The organism is Corynebacterium pseudodiphtheriticum DSM 44287 (assembly GCF_000688415.1).
GTDB classification, from domain to species: Bacteria; Actinomycetota; Actinomycetes; order Mycobacteriales; family Mycobacteriaceae; genus Corynebacterium; species Corynebacterium pseudodiphtheriticum.
Genome location: NZ_JIAH01000007.1, coordinates 204,767 through 226,130, shown reverse-complemented (window position 1 = coordinate 226,130; position 21,364 = coordinate 204,767). Strand labels below are relative to the sequence as shown.

Annotated in this window: 19 protein-coding genes; all 19 read right to left on the bottom strand. The window is 53.7% G+C overall.

The genetic code is table 11. The annotated features are described in order from the left end of the window. The 19 genes from O146_RS0105985 to carA all read right to left on the bottom strand — a co-directional run bounded on the left by O146_RS0105985 (window position 1) and on the right by carA (window position 21,354). Window positions 1–561 (bottom strand): PH domain-containing protein, encoded by a 561-nt coding sequence (locus O146_RS0105985; RefSeq protein WP_021353967.1) that lies wholly within the window; start codon window positions 559–561, stop codon window positions 1–3. Continuing rightward, complete coding sequence (gene ribH, locus O146_RS0105980; protein ID WP_023019433.1) at window positions 558–1,070, bottom strand: 6,7-dimethyl-8-ribityllumazine synthase; 513 nt, start codon at window positions 1,068–1,070, stop codon at window positions 558–560. Before ribH ends, O146_RS0105985 begins: the two co-directional genes overlap by 4 nt. Before the next feature lie 50 nt (window positions 1,071–1,120). Then, window positions 1,121–2,398, bottom strand: a complete 1,278-nt coding sequence (locus O146_RS0105975; RefSeq protein WP_023019432.1) for a bifunctional 3,4-dihydroxy-2-butanone-4-phosphate synthase/GTP cyclohydrolase II — start codon at window positions 2,396–2,398, stop codon at window positions 1,121–1,123. Between the two features lie 11 nt (window positions 2,399–2,409). Further along, window positions 2,410–3,150 (bottom strand): riboflavin synthase, encoded by a 741-nt coding sequence (locus tag O146_RS0105970; protein WP_023019431.1) that lies wholly within the window; start codon window positions 3,148–3,150, stop codon window positions 2,410–2,412. Window positions 3,151–3,174: 24 nt separating this feature from the next. Beyond that, window positions 3,175–4,245 carry a bifunctional diaminohydroxyphosphoribosylaminopyrimidine deaminase/5-amino-6-(5-phosphoribosylamino)uracil reductase RibD gene (gene ribD / locus O146_RS0105965; protein WP_023019430.1) on the bottom strand — a complete coding sequence of 357 codons (1,071 nt, stop codon included), beginning with the start codon at window positions 4,243–4,245 and terminating at the stop codon, window positions 3,175–3,177. Then, the gene (gene rpe / locus O146_RS0105960) at window positions 4,246–4,995 is read right to left on the bottom strand and encodes a ribulose-phosphate 3-epimerase (RefSeq protein ID WP_081820590.1); all 750 of its coding nucleotides are present in this window, start codon (window positions 4,993–4,995) and stop codon (window positions 4,246–4,248) included. Between the two features lie 45 nt (window positions 4,996–5,040). Next, window positions 5,041–6,633: an RsmB/NOP family class I SAM-dependent RNA methyltransferase gene (locus tag O146_RS0105955; protein ID WP_021353973.1), complete on the bottom strand. Its 1,593-nt coding sequence runs from the start codon at window positions 6,631–6,633 to the stop codon at window positions 5,041–5,043. Next, complete coding sequence (gene fmt, locus O146_RS0105950) at window positions 6,630–7,589, bottom strand: methionyl-tRNA formyltransferase (RefSeq protein WP_021353974.1); 960 nt, start codon at window positions 7,587–7,589, stop codon at window positions 6,630–6,632. Before fmt ends, O146_RS0105955 begins: the two co-directional genes overlap by 4 nt. Before the next feature lie 54 nt (window positions 7,590–7,643). Next, the gene (locus O146_RS0105945; RefSeq protein WP_023019428.1) at window positions 7,644–9,719 is read right to left on the bottom strand and encodes a primosomal protein N'; all 2,076 of its coding nucleotides are present in this window, start codon (window positions 9,717–9,719) and stop codon (window positions 7,644–7,646) included. Window positions 9,720–9,736: 17 nt separating this feature from the next. Beyond that, window positions 9,737–10,972, bottom strand: a complete 1,236-nt coding sequence (gene metK / locus O146_RS0105940; protein WP_021353976.1) for a methionine adenosyltransferase — start codon at window positions 10,970–10,972, stop codon at window positions 9,737–9,739. Window positions 10,973–11,110: 138 nt separating this feature from the next. Continuing rightward, window positions 11,111–12,361, bottom strand: coding sequence for a bifunctional phosphopantothenoylcysteine decarboxylase/phosphopantothenate--cysteine ligase CoaBC (gene coaBC / locus O146_RS0105935; RefSeq protein WP_023019427.1), 1,251 nt, complete (start codon window positions 12,359–12,361; stop codon window positions 11,111–11,113). A gap of 26 nt (window positions 12,362–12,387) precedes the next feature. Next, window positions 12,388–14,007 (bottom strand): sodium:solute symporter family protein, encoded by a 1,620-nt coding sequence (locus O146_RS11275; protein WP_023019426.1) that lies wholly within the window; start codon window positions 14,005–14,007, stop codon window positions 12,388–12,390. Then, window positions 14,007–14,144, bottom strand: coding sequence for a hypothetical protein (locus tag O146_RS12610; protein ID WP_021353980.1), 138 nt, complete (start codon window positions 14,142–14,144; stop codon window positions 14,007–14,009). The genes O146_RS11275 and O146_RS12610 overlap by 1 nt, the downstream gene beginning before the upstream one ends. 291 nt (window positions 14,145–14,435) lie before the next feature. Beyond that, window positions 14,436–14,717 carry a DNA-directed RNA polymerase subunit omega gene (gene rpoZ / locus O146_RS0105920; RefSeq protein WP_023019425.1) on the bottom strand — a complete coding sequence of 94 codons (282 nt, stop codon included), beginning with the start codon at window positions 14,715–14,717 and terminating at the stop codon, window positions 14,436–14,438. Window positions 14,718–14,783: 66 nt separating this feature from the next. Continuing rightward, a complete protein-coding gene (gene gmk, locus O146_RS0105915) occupies window positions 14,784–15,353 on the bottom strand; it encodes a guanylate kinase (RefSeq protein WP_021352520.1) in 570 nt (189 codons plus the stop codon). Between the two features lie 5 nt (window positions 15,354–15,358). Further along, window positions 15,359–15,682, bottom strand: coding sequence for an integration host factor, actinobacterial type (mihF, locus tag O146_RS0105910; RefSeq protein ID WP_021352521.1), 324 nt, complete (start codon window positions 15,680–15,682; stop codon window positions 15,359–15,361). Window positions 15,683–15,978: 296 nt separating this feature from the next. Then, window positions 15,979–16,818, bottom strand: coding sequence for an orotidine-5'-phosphate decarboxylase (pyrF, locus tag O146_RS0105905; protein WP_023019424.1), 840 nt, complete (start codon window positions 16,816–16,818; stop codon window positions 15,979–15,981). Then, a complete protein-coding gene (gene carB, locus O146_RS0105900; RefSeq protein ID WP_021352523.1) occupies window positions 16,808–20,143 on the bottom strand; it encodes a carbamoyl-phosphate synthase large subunit in 3,336 nt (1,111 codons plus the stop codon). Before carB ends, pyrF begins: the two co-directional genes overlap by 11 nt. 2 nt (window positions 20,144–20,145) lie before the next feature. Continuing rightward, window positions 20,146–21,354 (bottom strand): glutamine-hydrolyzing carbamoyl-phosphate synthase small subunit, encoded by a 1,209-nt coding sequence (gene carA, locus O146_RS0105895; protein ID WP_023019423.1) that lies wholly within the window; start codon window positions 21,352–21,354, stop codon window positions 20,146–20,148. Window positions 21,355–21,364: the final 10 nt, after the last annotated feature.

Here is a 21,364-nt window from a genome sequence, read left to right as displayed (position 1 = left end):
CTATTCTTCGGGCATGTATTGGGCTTCAAGCTCGCGGAATTTTCGTACCGCCTGGATGGTGTCCGCACCATCAGAAACTTGAATCGCCCACAACGGCATATACTCGAATTCAGGAAGTTCGAGACGTGCCATACGAGCACCTTCGGGAACGGATAGTCCGTAAATGAGTTGCCAATAATAAAACCGAGTTCCGATAATATTACGGACTTCTACGCCATCACTATTGACCCGCACACGAGGACGCGAAAGCGCGAGCCAAACTAAAACAGAAATAATCACGCCGACGCCGGGAAATGCAATGAAATCGACGCCAGTGACCGATGCCCCAGTAAATTCGAGGCTAAGTTGCCACGCCATAAAAATGTGAACAGCCATGATGATCGGGATCAAGAGCGTGGCGTAGACGCGCAGTTTACGAGAAGTAATGGTTAACTCCCACGGTTTATTGCTCGTCACCGAAAATGGATCCAACGCGGTATACGCTGCTAATTTCTTTTCGTCGAGCTGCTGTTCTTTGTGAAACTGTTGGTGGGAATTCGTCTCATCAGATTGGGACGTCATGCTTGTTCCTCGCAAATGTCTGTCTCACGGTGGTGCGCAGTGGCACGCAGCTCACGAAGGGTAGCCAATGTGTCAAGCGCTGCAGCCATGGCCTCACCACCCTTATCCTCAATCGAATCCGGAAACCCAGCTCTGGCACGTGCCTGCTCTTGGGAATTCACGGTCAACACCCCGTTGGTAACCGGGGTCGATTCATCCAGACTCACCCGGGTCAACCCCTGGGTCACAGAATCACAGACATAATCAAAGTGCGGGGTTCCGCCCCGAATCACGCAACCCAAAGCAACCACGGCGTCGAATTGCCGTGCCGCTTGCTGGACAACAACTGGCAGCTCAATCGCACCCATGACACGTGCTTCCGAAACCGTGGCCCCTGCTTCAGCAGCCACGGCTAGCGCCCGGGAGCGCATCTGCTCACAGACTTCCTGGTTCCAGCGAGTGCTCACTACGCATACTCGCACCCCTTTAGCGCTGCCTAGGGGGATCTGCGGTGCTCCACCGTGTGCCATGTCAGCTCCTTGCTGTAAATAGATATATGATGACGCAAATTTGCCGCGGATTATTGTGGACGTTGCACATCCCAGTCCGCAACCGTTGGCAAGTCATGCCCCATGCGGTCACGTTTCGTACGTAGATACGCGATGTTATCTTCGTTCGCTTCGGTAAGCAGTGCAGTGCGTTTAGATACTTCGACGCCAAACCCTTCCAAGGCTTCAGCCTTGAACGGGTTATTGGTCAACAAATTCGCGCTCGCGATTCCCAGATCAGCCAAAATCTGACCAGCCACGGAAAATTCGCGTGCGTCCGCAGGCAGCCCTTGTTCCAAATTCGCGTCTACGGTATCGGCACCACTTTCCTGCAGACGATAAGCTTTAAGCTTGGCGAGAAGCCCGATGCCCCGGCCCTCGTGTCCGCGAATATAGATCACTACGCCGCTACCAGCTCTTTGGATATAGTCAATCGCTTGATCCAGCTGCTGTCCACAGTCACAGCGACGCGAGTGGAAAACATCACCAGTGAGACATTCCGAATGCACGCGTACTGGGACGTCTGTGGCATTGTGCAACTCGTCCACCGAGCCCGCGATCAGTGCCACATGCTCCGTCCCATCCACCTGGTGGCGGTACCCGAGCGCAGTCATCGGTCCAGCATCCGTCGGCAAGCTGGTTGCTACCTCACGGACCACCTGCATTTCATTACGACGTCGCCACTGAATCATTTGCTCTATTGAGATCAAAGCCAGGTCATGGGTATCGGCAAATTCCCGTAGTTCCGGAAGACGTGCCATATCGGTCGGGTCTTTTTCCGACACAATTTCACAGATCACACCGGCCGGGCGCAAACCTGCCAAGCGTGCCAAATCAACAGAAGCTTCGGTGTGTCCGTTGCGGTCCAACACACCATTAGGGCGAGCGCTCAGGGGTACGACGTGGCCCGGGCGGGTGAACTGCTCCCGATGCGCATCCGCGGACGCCAATGCACGCAAGGTCTTGGCACGACTAGCCGCAGAAATACCAGTGGTGCCGTCATTGAAATCAACAGTCACGGTATAAGCCGTACCGCGCACGTCCTCGTTAACCGCCGCCATAGGCGGCAAGCCCAGCTGATTGAGGTCGTCTGGAAGCATCGGCGCGCAGATATAACCAGAGGTGTACCGGACCATAAAAGCCACTAATTCTGGAGTAGCTTTTTCTGCGGCAAAAATTAGATCGCCTTCGTTTTCGCGGTCTTCATCATCTACGACCACTACAGCTTTGCCTGCCCGAATATCGGCTATTGCACGTTCGACGCTATCAAGCTTGATTGCTTTGCCATCCTGGGTGACCTCGATGCTCATATGTCTCCACTTTAGTGTGTGTCTGACGGAAAGCTATAACCGGTCGGTGTTCCCGCGGCCAACAGCTTTTCGACGTATTTGCCGATGATGTCGACCTCTAGATTAACCCTCTCGCCCACTGCCAAGGTGCCTAAGGTGGTTTCGGACAATGTCGTAGGGATCAAGGAGACTTCAAACCAGTCGCCACTGTCAGCATTAGGGATAGGAGTCGTTCTAGGAATCGCTTCAAATTCTGGACCAGAGGGCACAGTCGATGTCGCGGCCGTGGCCGCAGCTGATGGTCTAGGAGTCTCAGAAATAGCAGACACAGTCAAAGACACACCGCTGATAGCAATAGACCCTTTTTCTACGACGTATTTTGCCAGTTGCGCTGGTAATTCGAAGCGCAAAACTTCCCAGTTCTCTGAGGGAGTGCGAGAAACCAGTCGCGCTGTACCATCAACATGCCCTTGCATGATGTGCCCACCAAGTCGCGCGTCGGCACGGAGTGCACGTTCGAGGTTCACTATGCTGCCAGGGCGCAAGTCGCCCAGCACTGAACGATTTAGTGATTCCTGCATGACGTCAGCGCCAAAAACTCCGGATTCAACATCCAACTCCGCAACCGTCAAGCAGACGCCGTTGACTGCTATGGAATCCCCCAGGCTGGCATCGTGCATGATTCTCCCACCTTGGATGCTCATACGAACCGCATCACCGACGTTGTCGACCGTTACGACCTCACCAGTGTTTTCTACCAATCCACTAAACATTTATCGCCTTTCTCCGTAGCTTATCTACTTCGCTCCCGGCACCATGGTCAACAACACATCATTGCCAAGTCTTTCGACACGATTGATCTCTAAACGCATGCCATCTGCCAGATTCACACCAACAGCAGAAGCAAGCACACTACGCCCGTCTCCTAGCAATAACGGTGCCACATATGCTTGCACTGCATCGACGTAACCACTCCCGACAAATGAACTCAGGAGTTTCGGACCGCCCTCGACTAGCACATCTCGACAGCCCTGTTCCCATAAGGCAGTCAGAGCAGTAGGAATATCGGGATATTGTGCAAAGCCGAGACGCTGCAAATTACTGCATGCGGACAAATCTGACTTGCCGATTACCACACGACGTGGCTGCTGCTTATACAACAAGGTTTCTCCGGTTTCGGAGATATAGCGAGCGGTCAACGATGGATTATCGGCTAACGCTGTCCCCGTGCCAATAATGATCGCATCACGTTTACTGCGATCGAGATGCACCCTCTCTCTTGCCTTAGAACCAGTGATCCACTTGCTTGATCCGTCAGATGCAGCACTAAACCCATCGACCGATTGTGCGAACTTTGCCGTGACGTGCACTCGTCCCATGGCTGTAGCCTGCAGCCATGGCTCCAGCTCGTCGCCTAAAATCGCGGTGGAATCCCGCTGCAAAAGACCAGAGGCCCCAAGATGATGAACCGCAATTCCCGCCGCGCGTAGTTTTTCTGCACCACCGGCTGCAATCACATTGGGGTCAGCATGTAAATAATGCACTGAAGCCACACCTGCATCGATGAGAGCTTGCGAGCACGGGCCGGTCCTGCCTTGATGGTTGCACGGTTCGAGGGTGACCACTACATGCGCACCCTTCGAAGACCTACCCGCCTGGTCCAACGCAACAATTTCTGCATGTCGCCCACCTGGCGGTTCAGTGGCGCCGACTCCACAAATATCTCCATTTTCAGTCAGAATTACTGCCCCTACGGGCGGATTCGGGCTTGTACTACCACGGACCTCCAGGGCTGCTCGGTGAGCTGCCGAGAGCGCAGCGTTGAGAATACGAGCGTCTAAGGCGCTCGCAGAAAATTCAGAAGTCATTTAGTGTTGTGTCGCCCCAGTCGCTAACGCGCGAAGATGATTCACCGCTGCTGCCGGATCTGTTTTCTTGAAGACCGCGGAGCCTGCAACGAAGGCGTCACAACCAGCTTCAGCGGATTTCTCGATTGTATGTTCTGAAATTCCGCCGTCAATCTCGATGAGACAATCAAGATTCCGCTCATCAATGGCCTGGCGCAGTGCGCGAACTTTGTCTAATTGGTCAGGCATGAACGATTGTCCACCAAATCCGGGCTCGACACTCATTACCAAGGCCAAGTCGAAATGTTCAAGATCCGCAAGATACGGCTCAATCGGGGTAGCTGGTTTCAGCGAGAAGCCAGCACGAACGCCTTTTTCCCGGATCTTTTTGGCTAAAGCAACATGGTCATCAGTCGCTTCTACATGGAAGATGATGCAATCAGCACCGGCAGCAATATAGGTATCGACCCAGTGCTCCGGATTTTCGATCATCAAATGCACATCTAAATACTGCTCAGTGATCTTATCGACGGTTGCGGTCACATCCGGACCAAACGACAAGTTTGGGACAAAATGTCCGTCCATGATGTCCACGTGAATCCAGTCAGCGTTGTCAACGCTACGGACTTGATCGCCAAGACTGGAAAAATCCGCAGCCAAAATAGACGGCGCGATCAAGGCCCGCCGCTTGATTAATGGATCAGAAATAGAAGACGACGCATCAAGGGGCGAGACTCCCGGAGAGGAATTTGCTGAATCACGAACAGACATACTGGCCATTCTACGGTTATTCGGGCTAACGTCTAGTCCACTGGTTTAGGTACTCTTCCGGCGGAGCACAGCAAAAAACATAGCGTCAGTGCCGTGCCTATGTGGCCACATCTGTGCCGAAAGGAAATTCCCAGTGCCGATTCCTGGAATGTCCGGAAGAGTTGCCAACGCTGATAATTCTTCTACCGCCGGGCCGTCAGTATCCCCCAAAATTGTGTCAACGATTGACCGCGTTTCACGCAGGTCTGGCGAGCACGTGGAATAAACCACCACCCCACCTGGTCGCACCAACTGCAGCGCTGAGCGTAATAACTCCACTTGCAGTGTATTCAAATCCAGAATATCGCGATCGTCTTTTTTCCAGCGTGCTTCCGGACGTCGACGTAACGCTCCCAGCCCTGAGCATGGGGCGTCGACAAGCACCCGGTCAAAGCCAGCTGCTAACCCCGGACTTCTACCGTCAGCCACGTGCACTGTGACCGGCAAATCAGCCACCGTTGAGCGAATCAATTCCGCACGGTGAGGCGAGACTTCCACCGCGTCTACCGAGGCACCATCGATGGCGGCTAAAGCACCTAACAGAGCAGCTTTTCCACCAGGCCCAGCACAAAGGTCGAGCCAACGCCCAGAGTCCTCTCCCAGCACCTCGGCTTCCACGACCGCACGCGCAATCAACTGCGAACCTTCATCTTGCACTGCCGCCATTGACTGCTGCACTGGTTCCAGTGCCCCCGGGTTGCCACCAGACTCCAAGTACACCGCATATGGGCTATACCTGCCGGTTTCTCCCCCAATCATCAACGCGAGTTCTTCAGCACTAATCTCTCCTGGACGCGCGACCAAATGCACCAATGGGCGCTCTGAATCGGCCGCAAGCGCAGCGGCAAGTTCTGGATGAATCCCGTCAGAATGCGGGCTTTCCACATCTAAGCTGGCATCTTGGTTTTCCGCTAACAACGCCTCATTGAACGCCCCTGCAATCCACTCAGGGTGCGCATGTTCAAATGCCAAACCAGCGAGTTCACTTTCTGGTCGCAGCTGTGCGATCCATTGCTCTCGGGGGGTTCGGCCGACCGTGCGCAAAATGCCGTTAACAAAACCTTTAGCCTTACCATGCTCAGCCGATTCGACTAGCCGTACTGAAGTATCCACAGCAGCATGATCATCAACGCGCGTAAACAACAACTGGTAAGTTCCCAAGCGAAGGGCATTCAGGACCGGCGTGGCGAGCGAGTCCAACTCGCGTGACGAGCACGCGTCAATCACAGTATCGAGAACGCCAAGCGACCGGAGACAGCCATAGGTGATTTCTGTTGCAAACGCAGCATCACGCCCTTTAACACGCTCTTCCCGCAAACATTTCGGCAAAATCAAATTCGCATAGGCATCATCGTCGCTAACCCGATTCAAGACCGCAAAGGCAAGCAGGCGAGGCTTGTCGACGCCCGCTGTCTCGCGGTGTGTTCGCTTCTGTCGCTTCTGCTGCTTGTAGCTGTGTGGACGCCGCTTGTCATGCTGTTGCGACTTAGCTCCTCGAGCATCCGTCTTTTTTCCAGTCTGGTTGCCTGCTTTATCCGCTAAACGTGGGGATTCGCCGGAACGCGACCGAGATCGAAATCCGCCAGCTGCTGCACTCATGACAAAATTCCTTCCGGTTGATTTCCGCGCGCCCAAGCTGCGGCATCCATTCTCTTCTTTCCTGGTGCTTGGACCATTCCCAAGCGCACTGGTGTAGTAGCGGTGCCAACAAACACATCGTTTTTCGCAACATACAATTCGCCAGCAGACAAAGATTTCTTCGCAAACAGGGCCGCAGCGTCACTCCCCGCTGTAACCAGCGTCACCGGTGCAATCTTTAAACGTTGCTCACCGAGCATCGTCCACGCGCCAGGACCGGGTGTATAAGCCCGAATGTGCCGATCGATCGCAAAATCTGGTTGTGACCAATCGATGTGCGCCTGCTCAGCAGAAATTTTCGGGGCGTAGGTGGCCTCACCAGATTGCGGCTGCGCCTCTAAGCGTTCGTCGGCCAGCCCATCCATGGTAGCAACCAACAAATCCGCGCCGGAATAAGCCAGACGCGTCAACAGATCATCCGCCGTATCGTCGTCACGAATAACCTCCGTCACCGTGCCAAATACGTCCCCGGTATCAAGCCCTTCTTCAATCCGGAATGTGCTGGCACCAGTAATATCATCGCCATGCGCAATTGCAGCTTGCACCGGAGCCGCTCCGCGCCACTGTGGAAGTAGAGAAAAATGCAGATTAATCCAGCCATGCCGGGCAACGTCCAACAAATCCGTACTAATCAATTTACCGTAGGCCACCACCGCGATTGCCTCCGGAGCTAATTCCTGCAACCAGGCGCGAACCTGAGAACCAGCCTCGCTGTCAGCACGCAAAGTCTCGGGAGTAAGCACCTCAATCCCACGTTCCCGAGCCAAAGCTGCAACCGGCGACGACGCCAAACTACGACCGCGCCCTTTCCGTGCATCTGGACGGGTAAGCACACCGACGACCTCGTGCTCAGATTCCAAGAGTGCTTCCAAAGCCACAACAGCCGGCTCCGGTGTACCAGCAAACACAATCCGCATTGTTCTTCCTACTCCTTTAATGGTCCATAACTATTCAGACTAACCGATTCTGATTTAACCAATATGGGGCGGATCGACCTGAATCCGTAAAGGAAGCTCGTCTTTCCGCAAACTACGAGCCACCGCAGCGGTCCGCAACGCCACACCTAGTTCCGCCCGGGGCCCCAACGGGGTCCGCACCAAAATTCTCTGTGGGAGGCCAAAGCGCTGTTCATCATAGTCCCCAGGCAACCTGGTGGAATAAGGCAGGTCAACTGGGCCCAGTACCTCCGCGTGCGCTGGAAGTTCAACTAAGTCAAGAAACATGTCCAGGCTCGCATCCGCGCCATCAATAGCAGCCATATGCACGGCGGGGGGAAATTTGGTCTCCCTACGCCCTGCCAATTCAGCTGTTGCAGCGCCTACGGGGTCCCAACGAATCAAATACTGCACGGACGGCAAGCTAGCTTCAGCCACAACGATGACCATGCCACCTGAAGCACGACTTTCCACTAAAGCGGCAGCGCGCATCCACGTCGCCAGAGTATCTTCCGCGGCACGTAAATCCTGCCTGCCAAGCAAAGCCCAAGTATCTAATAACAACGCGGCCCCGTAATGGCCACCATCCACCAGGGGTTCCGCACCTGGGGTCGCAACCACCAACGCGGGTGAATCTGGAACCGAATCCAATACCCGCGAACCACCAGAGGTAATCACACGTGTGGACGGAAACGCTCTCCCCAATTCTTCCGCGGTGCGTTGCGCACCAAGTACCACTGCCCGGAGACGTTGTGAGCCACATTCGCCGCACCGAAACGCTGAGTGAATCGCTCCACACCATCGACATGTGGGCACTTCCGCTCGTGATTCGGTTGATGTCGCAACTCGTGACTGTGACTGTATCGCGCTTGTCGTGGATGCTGCCACAGCAGCCGCAGGATCCTGCCCGGGTAATCCTACCGGCCCATTACAGATACGACATCGCGCTGGATGTCGGCACTGTGCGCAAGACAGCGTCGGGATATAGCCCTTCCGTGGAACTTGCACCAATACTGGCTTTCCTGCAGAAAGCGCCCGACGAGCTGCATCAAACGCGAGCCCTGGTACACGAGCCTGCCTGGCTACCGGGTCTTTTTCCAGTTCAAAATCCGTATCGGCTGCCGCTCGTATAAGTGGGGACGATTCGCGTACTCGATCGCGTGAAGCAAGCAAACCGTGCATCCAGCCGGCTTCCACCAATAGCTGTGTCTCCGCGGTGCGGGCAAGCCCGCCGATGAGCAACGAGCAGCCCTCCAGCCCAGCGCGCGTGGTCAGCACTTCCCGAGCGTGAGCATAAGGAGCGCGCTGTTCGATGAGGTTTTCGTCTCCATCATCGATAATGACAGCTAAACTGAGATTTTTCAGTGGCGCATACGCCGCGCTGCGCGTACCAATTACTACCCGTGCTTGTCCATGTAAGACGGATAAAAATCTACGGTAGCGTCCCTGCGCCCCCAACTGAGCGTTAAGCACCGTGATTTGCTTCGGCCCCAAATGCTCGCGAAGGGCAGTTTCCACGCGGTCAAGATCCCTTTGATCAGGAACCACAGCCAGTGCTCCGCCCCCATCAATGGCCACTTTCGCTAGCAACGACGCCACGATGCCTGCCCAGTCATCGCCTGGTGTGATCTGCCATGCAGCGCGTGCGGAACGGCGAGCCAGTACTGAATCAACAAAAGACTGCCCGTGCCGATAATTCGACCAACCAGAAAGGTCCGGCTCAATAGCTTCGCCGAGTTTGTCCCAGGCAGTAACAAAATCGGAGGATTCCGCTTGGGCATGACGCGGAGGTATCGCGGTTCTGATGAGGTCCGCACGGGTGCCGCCATAGCGCTGCGCCAGGGATTCCACAAGCCGTGCGGTCTGCTGCGGATAGACAACGTGCTCGGAATAAACCCGCTCTAGATAACGCAATCGCCCTAAATGCTCTGAGTGCGCACGACGTTCCAACACAATCCCGTCGACGAGTCGGCCGTGAAATCGAATGCGCACACGAGTACCTGCCTGGGCTACTTTGTCGTCTTTGTCTGCGACTAAGTAATCAAACCCACGGTCCAGATGTGCTAACCCCAAAAGAGGCAACACATGCGCAACCGGATGAGCTAGCTCCATAAACTCTCCATGAAGAGCTAGGATACCCCCGCGGCAGCCCGTAACTGCTCAACACGGTTCGTCTGTTCCCATGGCAGATTCAAATCTGTGCGACCGAAATGGCCGTAAGCAGCGGTAGGACGGTAAATCGGACGCAATAGATCTAACTCACGAATAATAACCGCAGGGCGAAGGTCAAAAGTCTTCGCGACGGCAGCTTGAATTGATTCATCGTCCAACCCATGGTGCGCAGTGCCAAAGGTTTCGACATAGAGTCCCACAGGATTCGCTCGCCCGATAGCATATGCGACCTGTACTTCTGCACGGTCAGCCAGACCCGCAGCCACAATATTTTTAGCGACCCAACGCATCGCGTAGGCTGCGGAACGATCTACCTTCGACGGATCTTTCCCGGAAAAGGCTCCTCCGCCGTGACGCGCCATGCCACCATAAGTGTCAACAATAATCTTGCGTCCGGTCAGGCCTGCATCGCCCATAGGACCGCCCAGGATGAAGGAACCGGAGGGATTAATAAGCAGCGTAACATCGTCGGTATAGAAATTCTGCAGACCAGCTTCAGCAATAACGTATTCGATGACGTGCGTGCGGAGCTGCTCTTCCAACCATTCCTGCGTAACTTCCGGATCGTGTTGCGTAGAAATCACGATAGTGTCAATGTGCGATGGACGATCACCGGAATACGCAAACGTCGCCTGAGTTTTACCGTCCGGGCGCAAGTGCGGAACAATTCCTTGCTTCCGCACCTCCGTGAGTCGACGAGACAACCGGTGCGCGAGTGCGATTGGCAACGGCATAAACTCTGCAGTCTCATTCGTTGCATAGCCGAACATGAGCCCTTGGTCACCGGCACCAGCGAGATCATCGTCGTCAAGCTGCAATCCCGAACGCGCTTCGTGTGAGCGATCGACTCCATCCCCAATTTCCTGAGACTGCTCACCAATGGCAATATTCACGCCACAAGTACGACCATCAAAACCAACATCTGAACTGGTAAAACCAATATCGACAAGGGTTTTCCGAACTAATTGCGGGATCTCTACGTAACTCTTGGTACGCACTTCACCAGCGACATGAACTTGCCCGGTAGTCACTAGTGTTTCCACTGCCACGCGTGCATGTTGATCCTTAGCCAGGAGAGCGTCCAATATGCTGTCCGATATTGCATCGCAAATCTTGTCGGGGTGACCTTCTGTCACAGATTCTGAAGTAAACAGACGCAGGCCCGAGGCGCTTGCGCGAACTGGTGCAGCCACAAAAAATCCTTAATGAGCAGAGAAAACGACGTACATTGCTTATTCATGCTGTCCAAAACAGCTTGTGTGGCGCAGATAACTACTTCAGAAAACCACGCCTGAATACCACTTAGTATAGATTACTATAGACAAAGCTGTCTACAGGCGCAATGCCAATTTATCCAAAATCTGGGCAGCCACCATATGCTTCGTCGCCGCAGCGATCTCACTAATCCCGCCGTCCTTATCCAGGAGGTAGCCCTGGTTAGTGGATTGCCCGAAAACTTTGCCAACACCGACTTCATTGCACATCAGCATGTCGCAGCCCTTACGTTCGAGCTTTTCTTGGGCATATGTCAGAATCGATTGGGTATCGTCGCCCGTTTCAGCAGCAAAACCCATGATGACAGTCTCTGGAGCCAACGTGCGGTTTGCCCGCGCTTTAACCAGGCTAGCTAACACGTCCGGATTTTCCGTCATCTCAATTCTGTTCAGACTGGGACTGTCCGTCTCATTCGATTTCTTCATTTTGAATTCTGCTGGATTCGCCGGACGAAAATCCGACACCGCTGCAGCCATGATGATTAAGTCAGCCTCCGGTGCCTGATTGTGCAGCTCTTGCTGCAGTTCTCGGGTTGTTTCCACCGGAATAACGGTGGCCCCGGGAGGAGCTTGCAAGGCGGCACAATTCGCAGCGACCACAGTGACCGTAGCTCCCCGCTGTACTGCGATTTCTGCCAAGGCAAAGCCTTGTTTTCCAGAAGAGCGGTTACCGATAAAACGAACCGGATCAATAATTTCTTGCGTTCCACCTGCGCTAATAAGTACGTTAACCCCCGCAAGCGTCTGTTTCATGCTGGCACCGGAAAAAACAGTTCGCGCAATATCAGCGATATGGCTGGGTTCCGGCAATCGCCCCGGGCCGGAGTCTCTGCCAGTCAGACGACCGGTGGCAGGATTTACCACGACGATCCCCCGTTCACGCAGCGTTGCAACGTTAGCTTGCGTGGCCGGATTCTCCCACATTTCTGTGTGCATAGCCGGTGCAATAATCACTGGACAAGCCGCCACCAACACGGTAGCCGCCAATAAATCATCAGCACGCCCATGAGCCACACGAGCCAAAAAATCTGCGGTAGCGGGAGCAATAATGATGCCATCCGCTTCCTGACCTAGCCGGACATGGGCGACTTCATCAACTTCAGAGAACACCGTGGTAGAAACAGGGTTACCGGACAACGCCTCAAAGGTCGCGCTACCCACAAACCGCAAGGCAGATTCGGTGGGAATAACACGAACCTGGTCACCTGCTTCGGTGAAGTCTCGAATCAACTGACAAGACTTATAAGCAGCAATCCCACCACATACCCCGATGACGAGGTTGCGTGGCTGGCTTTGATCTCCAGGCATCGTACGTTGGCCTCCTGCTGGTTGGGCTAGCTCATAATGGGGACGTAGAAAAATCCTACCGCGCTAAACAAAATGGCAATAAAGCCGATCGCTACGTAAATGTATCGATTAGTCACCTTGACTTCCGCGACAGTCACGTCCGACTCTACGCGCTGCTTTAACTCCGAAATGTACTGCCACGAGTTTTTCTCGACTGGTCGAAGCATTGATCCAATGATGACCGCGATCAAACTTGCCGCAAGTCCGAACAACACCGGGTGGAATGCCATCGGCCAGTCCACACCCCCGAAGGTCTTGATGCTCTCCAGGATCAAGGTAATCACGCCACCCAACAACATTCCCCAAAACGCGCCAGTTTCGGAAATCCGCTTTGACTGTGTAGAGGCGAAGGCCACAATTCCCCAGGAAGCAGCAAAAAACGATGCAGCCATATAACCAATATCGAGCACGCTCGGGGTAGCAATATAGGCCAACAGCAACGCGATGGCCCCCACGATCAACATTGCCCAACGAGCACTGCGCACATTATCAGTCTTTGTATCTCCACCATCGAGACCTTCACCACGGCGGAACATCGGCCCCACGTCGTGTGCTGCACTGAAGCCGACTAACGACAAGAACGTCGATGCTGAAGATAAACCAGCAGCGACGATACCCGTGACAAGAATAACACCAATTGCAGTCGGCATGATGTTGTATGCAGCCCAAATGAATACCTGGGAGTTCGGTTCAATCTCCGGGTTAATCAAATTCACGGCATACGCCGCGAACATGACGAAAAGATAGAAAGATGGGATTATCAGCAGGGTAACAATACCCGCCCGTATAGCAGTGTGACTGGATTTTGCCATCATGTAACGCGAAGCCTGCCACGGGCTCACAGCCGTGACAAAGGCCCACACCAGACCAAAGGTGAATATATAGATGAGGGCTTCCCCTATCGAGTTCAGACGCTCACCTGGTCCTTCAACCTGACCATGCCACAACAAGCCTTCGCGCAGCGTAGGGTCAGCTGCCAGTTTGTTGAAGGTTTCTTTTACACCACCGGCCTCCCGGAAAATCGCTACCGACCCCAGCACGCCTCCGATGATAAAGAAAAAGAACATCATCGTATCGGTAATAATTACGCCCTTGGATCCAGACAACACCGTAAAAATCGTAAATGCCACCCAGGTTATGAACACCGCCCAAAAACCATCGATCCCCAGAATTGCTTCGATAACGACCGCTAGGCCACGAGTAACGGTAACCAGATAGAGCCCCATACCCACTAACACTGAAGCCCCAGCTAGAGCCCGTAACCGAGACGAGTTAAACCGCTTGCCAAAAAATTCCGGGATGGTCAATGCGTCAGAATCGCGGAGATAACGACCAAACAGTACGACCCCGGCCAGGTAGCCCATTTTGGACATGACACCGAGTAATAGGATTGGCCAAGGGAAACCGTCGTAGGCCATACCCGCCTCACCCATGAGCGCCACCGTCGACAGAAAGGAAGCCACGAGCGTACCGACGATGAACAAAACGCCGACGTTGCGACCCGCAACAAAGTAGTCGTTTTTATTATTAATTCCCCGACTAACCCAAATTCCGACTACCAAAAACCCGATAAACGAGAGGATTACAGTGATCGTGAATGTATCCACTATTTCTCAACCTCCCCGTTCTGCTCGGCGGGGTGCTGGGCGTTTTTCAATTCAGAATTCAGCTTCCAAAAGGCCAAACCAAGTCCGACACTAAACACCACAATATGCAATATGCTGGGAAACAGCAGTTCGAGCATTCATCACTCCATTCAACAACTCATCAGAACCAGGGTTCTCAAACAGTGGAATCCTAGCGTACTTTATAGTTATTGTCAGGTTTCTCACGCGCCCCACAGCTTGTGCCAACGCCAGAGTTCCCTGTTAAGTGCGCGAACAGCTTGAATTCAGAGGGGCGTTGCACGCGGAAAACCCACCGCCCCGTTCTCGGGGACAGTGGGTTATAGAATAAGCAATGAAGCAGAGACTCGATACCAGCTAAGCGTCGAAGCCTACACAACACTAAAAGTTATTCATTGCAGCGGAGCGAATTAGCGAGCTTCTTCGTGATCTAACAAGCCTTCTTCGATTTCACGCAAAGACAAAGAGAGAGGTTTTTCGCCTGGCTCTGGGGTGACCAGCGGACCGACGAATTCGAATACGCCCTCGTCTTGCTCCTGGTAATAACTATTAATCTGGCGTGCGCGCTTCGCAGCAAAGATCACCAGAGCATACTTCGACGAGACTTTATTCAGTAGTTCGTCGATCGGTGGATCAGTGATGCCTTCGGGTGTGTCGAAGACGCTGTCAGATTTCGTGGACTCAGTAGCCACTACGAGACCAACCCCTTTTCGCGTTGAGTGTATGAAAATATATTAGCCGTCCAGGTGAAACAAGAGCTAACTGCGCAAGAATTCACTAATGGACTCTACGGCCTGTTTTAGATCATCGTTAACCACAACGTGATCGAATTCGCCCTGTGCATCCAACTCTATACGAGCTGTGTCTAAGCGACGACGGACAACATCGTCTGGTTCGGTACCCCGGTTGCTCAAGCGCTCGCACAGCACCTCCCAAGACGGTGGCGCCAAAAATATCGTGGTTGCTTCCGGCATCTTTGCCTTCACATTTCTTGCACCTTCCAGGTCCACCTCTACAAGCACAGGGCGGCCTTGTTCCAAGGCCTCGGTTACTGGCTGAGCAGGTGTACCTGAACGCTGCAAGCCGGAGTGTACCTCTGCCCATTCAAGCATTTTCCCGCTGTCAATGGTCTCCTGGAAACGCTCGGGGCTAACGAAATAATAGTCGACTCCATCAGCCTCTCCAGGACGCGGTGCCCTGGTGGTCATAGAAACTGAAAAATAGAGATCTGGAACGGTAGTGCGCAGTTGTTTCACGACCGTCGATTTTCCAACGGCCGTCGGCCCAGCTAACACGACCAAACGGCCCCGTGGTATCACGCCGGTCATTAGCTTTAGTTTTCGGAGTATCCGAAACGATCCAGCAATGCACGACGCTGGCGCTCACCCAAGCCGCGAAGGCGACGAGTCTGAGCAATCTCCAGGTCCTCCATGATTTCGCGTGCCTTGACCTTACCAACCTTAGGCAAAGCTTCCAGCAAAGCCGCAACCTTGGTCTTGCCGATGATCTCATCGGTTTCAGCCTTGTCCAGAACTTCTTTTAGATTGGTTCCGCCACGCTTCAGTTCGGCTTTGAGCTCAGCGCGTGCTTTACGTGCCTCAGCAGCCTTTGCCAGGGCTTCTTTACGCTGCTCATCAGTCAACTTTGGAAGGGCCACGTGGATTCCTCCGATTCAATGTGGGTTTATGGTTCTTATCTTCGGCAACTGTATCAGTTGCCTCCCGACTAGGAATTATAGAGCCGAGATCTATAGAGCCGAGACGCGGTCAATTGACGTGAACTAGCCACTTGTGCCACTCACGTTTCTGACAACGTCAGCTTTTCGCATATCTTAACACCGCAACCAGGCAATCCGCGATATTGCACCAGGCACAACGGCATAATTCTGTCATGCCACAGCTTCATCCACGATATTTTCTCGCAGAATATTCAAATGGTACAAACGACTGAATATTAACGCCCAGGAAAATTATTAGCCTCCTTCAGAACCGCTTTCCGCAGGTCAGAAACATCGGGGCCTGCGGAAAGTACACTCCGAGAGACATTAGGAAATGACCATTCTGTCGCATCTGCTGTAATCCGTGCGATGTCAGCCACAGTGCCGCCTTGCGCCCCAACTCCGGGCATGAGTATTGGACCATTGAATCCGCCCAGATCGAGCGGGCTAGACACTGTAGCTCCCACGACAACTCCCAGCACTGCTGCATTACGGTTTTGGTTAAAATCCCGGCAATAGTCCACTACGTGCTGCGCTAAACTGACGCCTGCTTGTTGAAAGCTTTGCAGTTCTACCGCTTCCGGGTTCGAAGTTGCCGCTAGCACGAAAACGCCGGCTCCATTTTGCTCCGCAGCTGCAATTGCTGGTTTTAGTGCCCCCAAACCGAGATATGGAGCCACTGTGACAGCATCAGCGTGTAACGGCGAATCCGGATCGAGCCAAGCAAACGCATATCCTTCCATGGTGGAACCGATATCGCCGCGTTTGGCATCCGCAATTACCAGCGCACCTGCGTCTCGTAGCGCGTCGAGCGTTTCTTCCAGCACCGCATAACCTGCAGCACCGAAGCGTTCATAAAACGCGACCTGCGGCTTGACGACGCATGCAGTATCCGCAAAGGCGTCGACACAACGCCGGGAGAATTCTCGCAACCCAGCAATATCGTTGGCAAGCCCCCAATCCTGTAATAGACCTGCATGCGGATCAATACCGACGCATAGCCGCCCGCGCTCGGCGGCACGCTCGCGAAGACGTTCGCCAAAACTAACAGAATTGTCTCGCGTACTAGTCGCCATGGTTAAGTTCCTGCAAGCTACGGACGGTCAACTCATCTCCGCGGAGAGCTTCGATTCCCTGCACCGCTGCGGTGATTCCTTGGACGGTGGTAACGGCAGGAATTCCTACTGAAATTGCTGCAGTACGAATGTCATAGCCATCATGGCGGGCACCAGCAGAGCCAGCCGGGGTATTCAGGATCAGATCAATATCGCCTTCAGTGATCTGATCAACGATGGATTTTCCTTCGACTTTGCCGGCACGGATTTCCGACGCCTTATGCGCAATCTCACAATCAATGCCGTTACGACGAAGCATCTGTGCAGTGCCTGCGGTCGCTACGAGGTTAAATCCAAGCGAAGCGAGACGCTGAATAGGAACGATCAAAGTACGCTTGTCCCGGTTTGCCACGGAAACAAACACCGTTCCCTGGCGGGGCGGACAGCCAAAAGCTGCGGTTTCCGCTTTGGCATAAGCAGCGCCGAAGTTATCTGCCAAGCCCATTACTTCACCGGTAGATTTCATTTCCGGTGACAGCAAGGTATCTAATGGAGTACCATCCGGACGCCGGAAGCGCTTGAACGGCATCACGGCTTCCTTCACTGCGATTGGGTGATCCAATGGGAGTGACCCGCCATCATAAGTCGTTGGAATCATTCGTTCAGCACGTAAGTCTTGCAACGTCGCACCAAGCATAATCCGCGCTGCAGCCTTGGCCAGTGGCACACCGGTAGCTTTCGAAACAAACGGAACTGTGCGAGAAGCGCGCGGGTTCGCTTCAATGACGTAGAGAATGTCATCTTTGAGCGCAAACTGTACGTTTATCAAGCCTTTTACACCGATGCCGTGCGCCAATGCTTTGGTCGATTCACGTACTTTGTCGATATCTTCCGGCCCCAATGTCATCGGCGGCAATGCACACGACGAATCACCGGAGTGAATGCCCGCTTCCTCAATGTGTTCCATCACGCCAGCAAGATAGACTTCTTCCCCGTCGCACAGAGCGTCAACATCAATTTCAATCGCCGAATCTAAGAAGCGATCCACTAGGACCGGGTGGTCTTCACTAAGCTCCGTAGCGCGTTCAATATAGCTTTCCAGGCTGGCCTCGTCATAGACGATTTCCATGCCGCGTCCACCAAGCACGTAGGAAGGGCGCACAAGCACTGGGTAGCCGACCTGCGCAGCGACTTCGCGCGCTTCAGCATACGTGGTCGCAGTACCAAAATCTGGTGCTGGCAGTTTAGCTTGCGCCAACACTTTACCGAAGACCCCACGATCTTCAGCATTATTAATGGCCTCTGGACTGGTTCCCACCACTGGTACCCCGGCAGCCGCGAGACGTTCGGCCAGGCCGAGTGGTGTTTGTCCGCCGAGCTGCACGATCACGCCAGCGACGTTTCCGGACTGAGATTCAGCGTAGTAGACCTCCATGACATCTTCGAAAGTCAGAGGTTCAAAATATAGGCGGTCAGCCGTGTCATAGTCCGTGGAGACTGTCTCAGGGTTGCAGTTAACCATTACGGTTTCGTAGCCAATACGCGACAGTTCCAACGCGGCATGCACACATGAATAGTCGAACTCGATTCCCTGACCGATGCGGTTTGGCCCAGAGCCCAAGATTATGACTTTGTCCTTGTCAGGCTGCTCAGAAACCTCTGATTCTGCGTTTGGATCATATTCATAGGCCGAATAATGATACGGCGTATGGGCTTCAAATTCTCCAGCGCAGGTATCAACAGTCTTGTAGACAGGGCGGATGCCCAGGCTCCAGCGCAATGAACGCACGCCGTCTTCGCCAGCAAACTCTGGTCGAAGCGCAGCGATCTGTGCATCTGACAGGCCCATAACTTTCGCCTGCCGGAGTAGTTGCTCGTCTAAGACCGGTGCGGTGCGCAGATAATTACCAAATTCCACGAGGTGCGCTAATTCGGCAAGGAACCAGGGATCAATTTCGGAAGCTTCGTGCACTGCATCAATGCTGGCACCCCAACGAATAGCCAATTCAGCATCGTACATACGCCCTGCGGTTGGGCGCCGCAAGCGATCAAGAATCTCAGAAACCTCAGTTGCCTCGCCAGCGATGACCTCATCTGGCACAGTCCAAAGGCCAAACGGTTTGGCTTCCAGCGAGCGCATAACTTTGTTCAAGCCTTGGATATAGTTACGACCAATTCCCATGGCCTCGCCCACCGATTTCATAGTGGTCGTCAGAGTGTCATCTGCACCCGGGAATTTTTCAAAGGCAAAACGGGGTGCTTTTACGATGACATAGTCCAAAGTCGGCTCAAAGGCTGCCGGAGTAGTCCCCGTGATGTCATTGCTAACCTCGTCCAAGGAATATCCGATCGCGAGCTTGGCTGCCAGCTTTGCAATCGGAAATCCAGTGGCCTTGGATGCCAGAGCTGACGAGCGCGACACTCGCGGGTTCATCTCAATAACAATGATGCGCCCGTCGTCCGGGTTGATCGCAAACTGGATATTACATCCGCCGGTATCCACTCCCACTTCGCGAATAATGTCGATACCCAGATCACGCATTCTCTGGAATTCACGGTCGGTTAGCGTCAGGGCAGGCGCTACCGTTACCGAATCACCCGTGTGCACGCCGAGGGCATCGACATTTTCGATGGAGGCAATGACCACGACGTTATCATCACCGTCGCGCATCAACTCCAACTCGAATTCTTTCCAACCTAATATGGATTCTTCAATGAGAACATTCGCATCTGGAGATGCAGCGATACCTCCACCGGCAATTCTTTCCAAATCCTCGTAGGTGTAAGCAAGCCCTGAACCAAGGCCGCCCATGGTAAACGATGGACGCACTACGACCGGAAGCCCTAACCGCTCGACGCACGCATGGACTTCGTCCATCGTGTAGCACACCTCGGAACGTGCTGATTCACCACCGACTTTCTCGACGATGTCTTTAAACTTCTGACGATCTTCGCCACGTTCGATCGCATCGATATCAGCACCGATAAGCTCAATGCCGTGTTTATCCAGAACACCAGCACGGTCTAATTGGATCGCAGCATTCAACGCAGTTTGTCCGCCAAGTGTCGCAAGCACAGCGTCAATCGGATGGCCACCGGCGCGTTCTTTTTCGATGATTTTCTCTATGTACTCAGTCTCGATCGGTTCAACGTAAGTTGCGTCAGCAAACTCCGGATCGGTCATAATCGTAGCTGGATTTGAATTCACCAAGGTTACCCGTAGGCCCTCAGCCTTCAGAACCCGGCATGCCTGTGTACCCGAATAATCGAACTCACAAGCTTGGCCAATAACAATTGGTCCAGATCCAATGACCAGGACGTGTTGAATATCAGGGCGCTTTGGCATAATTAAGCTTTCCTTTCCTGGTCGTGCTGATCAAGCAGAGCGAGAAATTGATCGAAAAGTGGGTGGGCATCGTGTGGCCCCGCAGCTGACTCTGGGTGGTATTGAACCGAATAAGCTAAACCACTACGAAGTGCCACGCCTTCAACAGTGCCATCGTTAAGACAAGTATGAGTGATTAACGCCGGTCCGAAATCAGTGGAAAACGCTCGATCAGTTTCTGGGCTGTCAGCAGTCAAAGTCTTGGTATTACCAGGCGCGGCCAAGGCAAAACCGTGGTTTTGCGAGGTGATGTCGATCTTCCCTGACTCATGGTGCACCACTGGAACATTGATTCCACGGTGCCCAAACTTCATTTTGTACGTCTCTAAACCCAACGCTCGCCCAAGCAGCTGATTACCGAAACAAATACCGAAAAACGGAATTTTTGCAGCCAGAATTTCGCGTAGCGTAGACACCATCTCATCCGCTGTGGCCGGATCTCCCGGGCCGTTAGAGATAAATACTCCATCAGGCTGCAGCTCTTGCACTTCCGCAAAACTAGTACCCGCCGGAACCACGACAGTTTCAATTCCACGACGCGCAAAATTGCGCGGCGTCGCAGTCTTGATACCCATGTCGAAGGCAACTACGCGGTGACGGGTCTGCCCTTCTGCAGGCACCGTGTAGGCTTTATCTACCGACACCTCACTGGCCAAATCCGCACCGGTCATGTCGTTCTGCCCCTGAACTTCTGCAATCAGCTCAGCATGCGGACGTTGTGCTTGCGCACCAGAAAATATTCCGGCCTTCACGGAGCCATGATTACGGAGACGCCGAACTAACGTGCGCGTATCGATACCCGAAATTCCTATGATTCCCTGCTTTTGCATAACTTCGGGTAACGAGCTCGTCGCACGCCAATTGGACACGCGATGAGCCAGGTCACGAATAACGAGCCCTGCGACCCAGATTCGCCCATCATGTGACTCATCATCTTCCTCATTCCAGCCGGTATTACCAATGTGCGGAGCCGCGGCCACCACAATCTGACGATGGTACGACGGATCCGTCATCGTCTCTTGGTAACCAGTCATCGCAGTTGTAAATACAGCCTCTCCGAGGTTTTTTCCGGTTGCGCCGAATCCAAACCCCGGATATACACTGCCGTCTCCGAGGACAAGGACTGCAGGTATTGCCTCCGGTGGATAGCTTCTGGCTGCAGGATTATTCACGGTCGTTGCC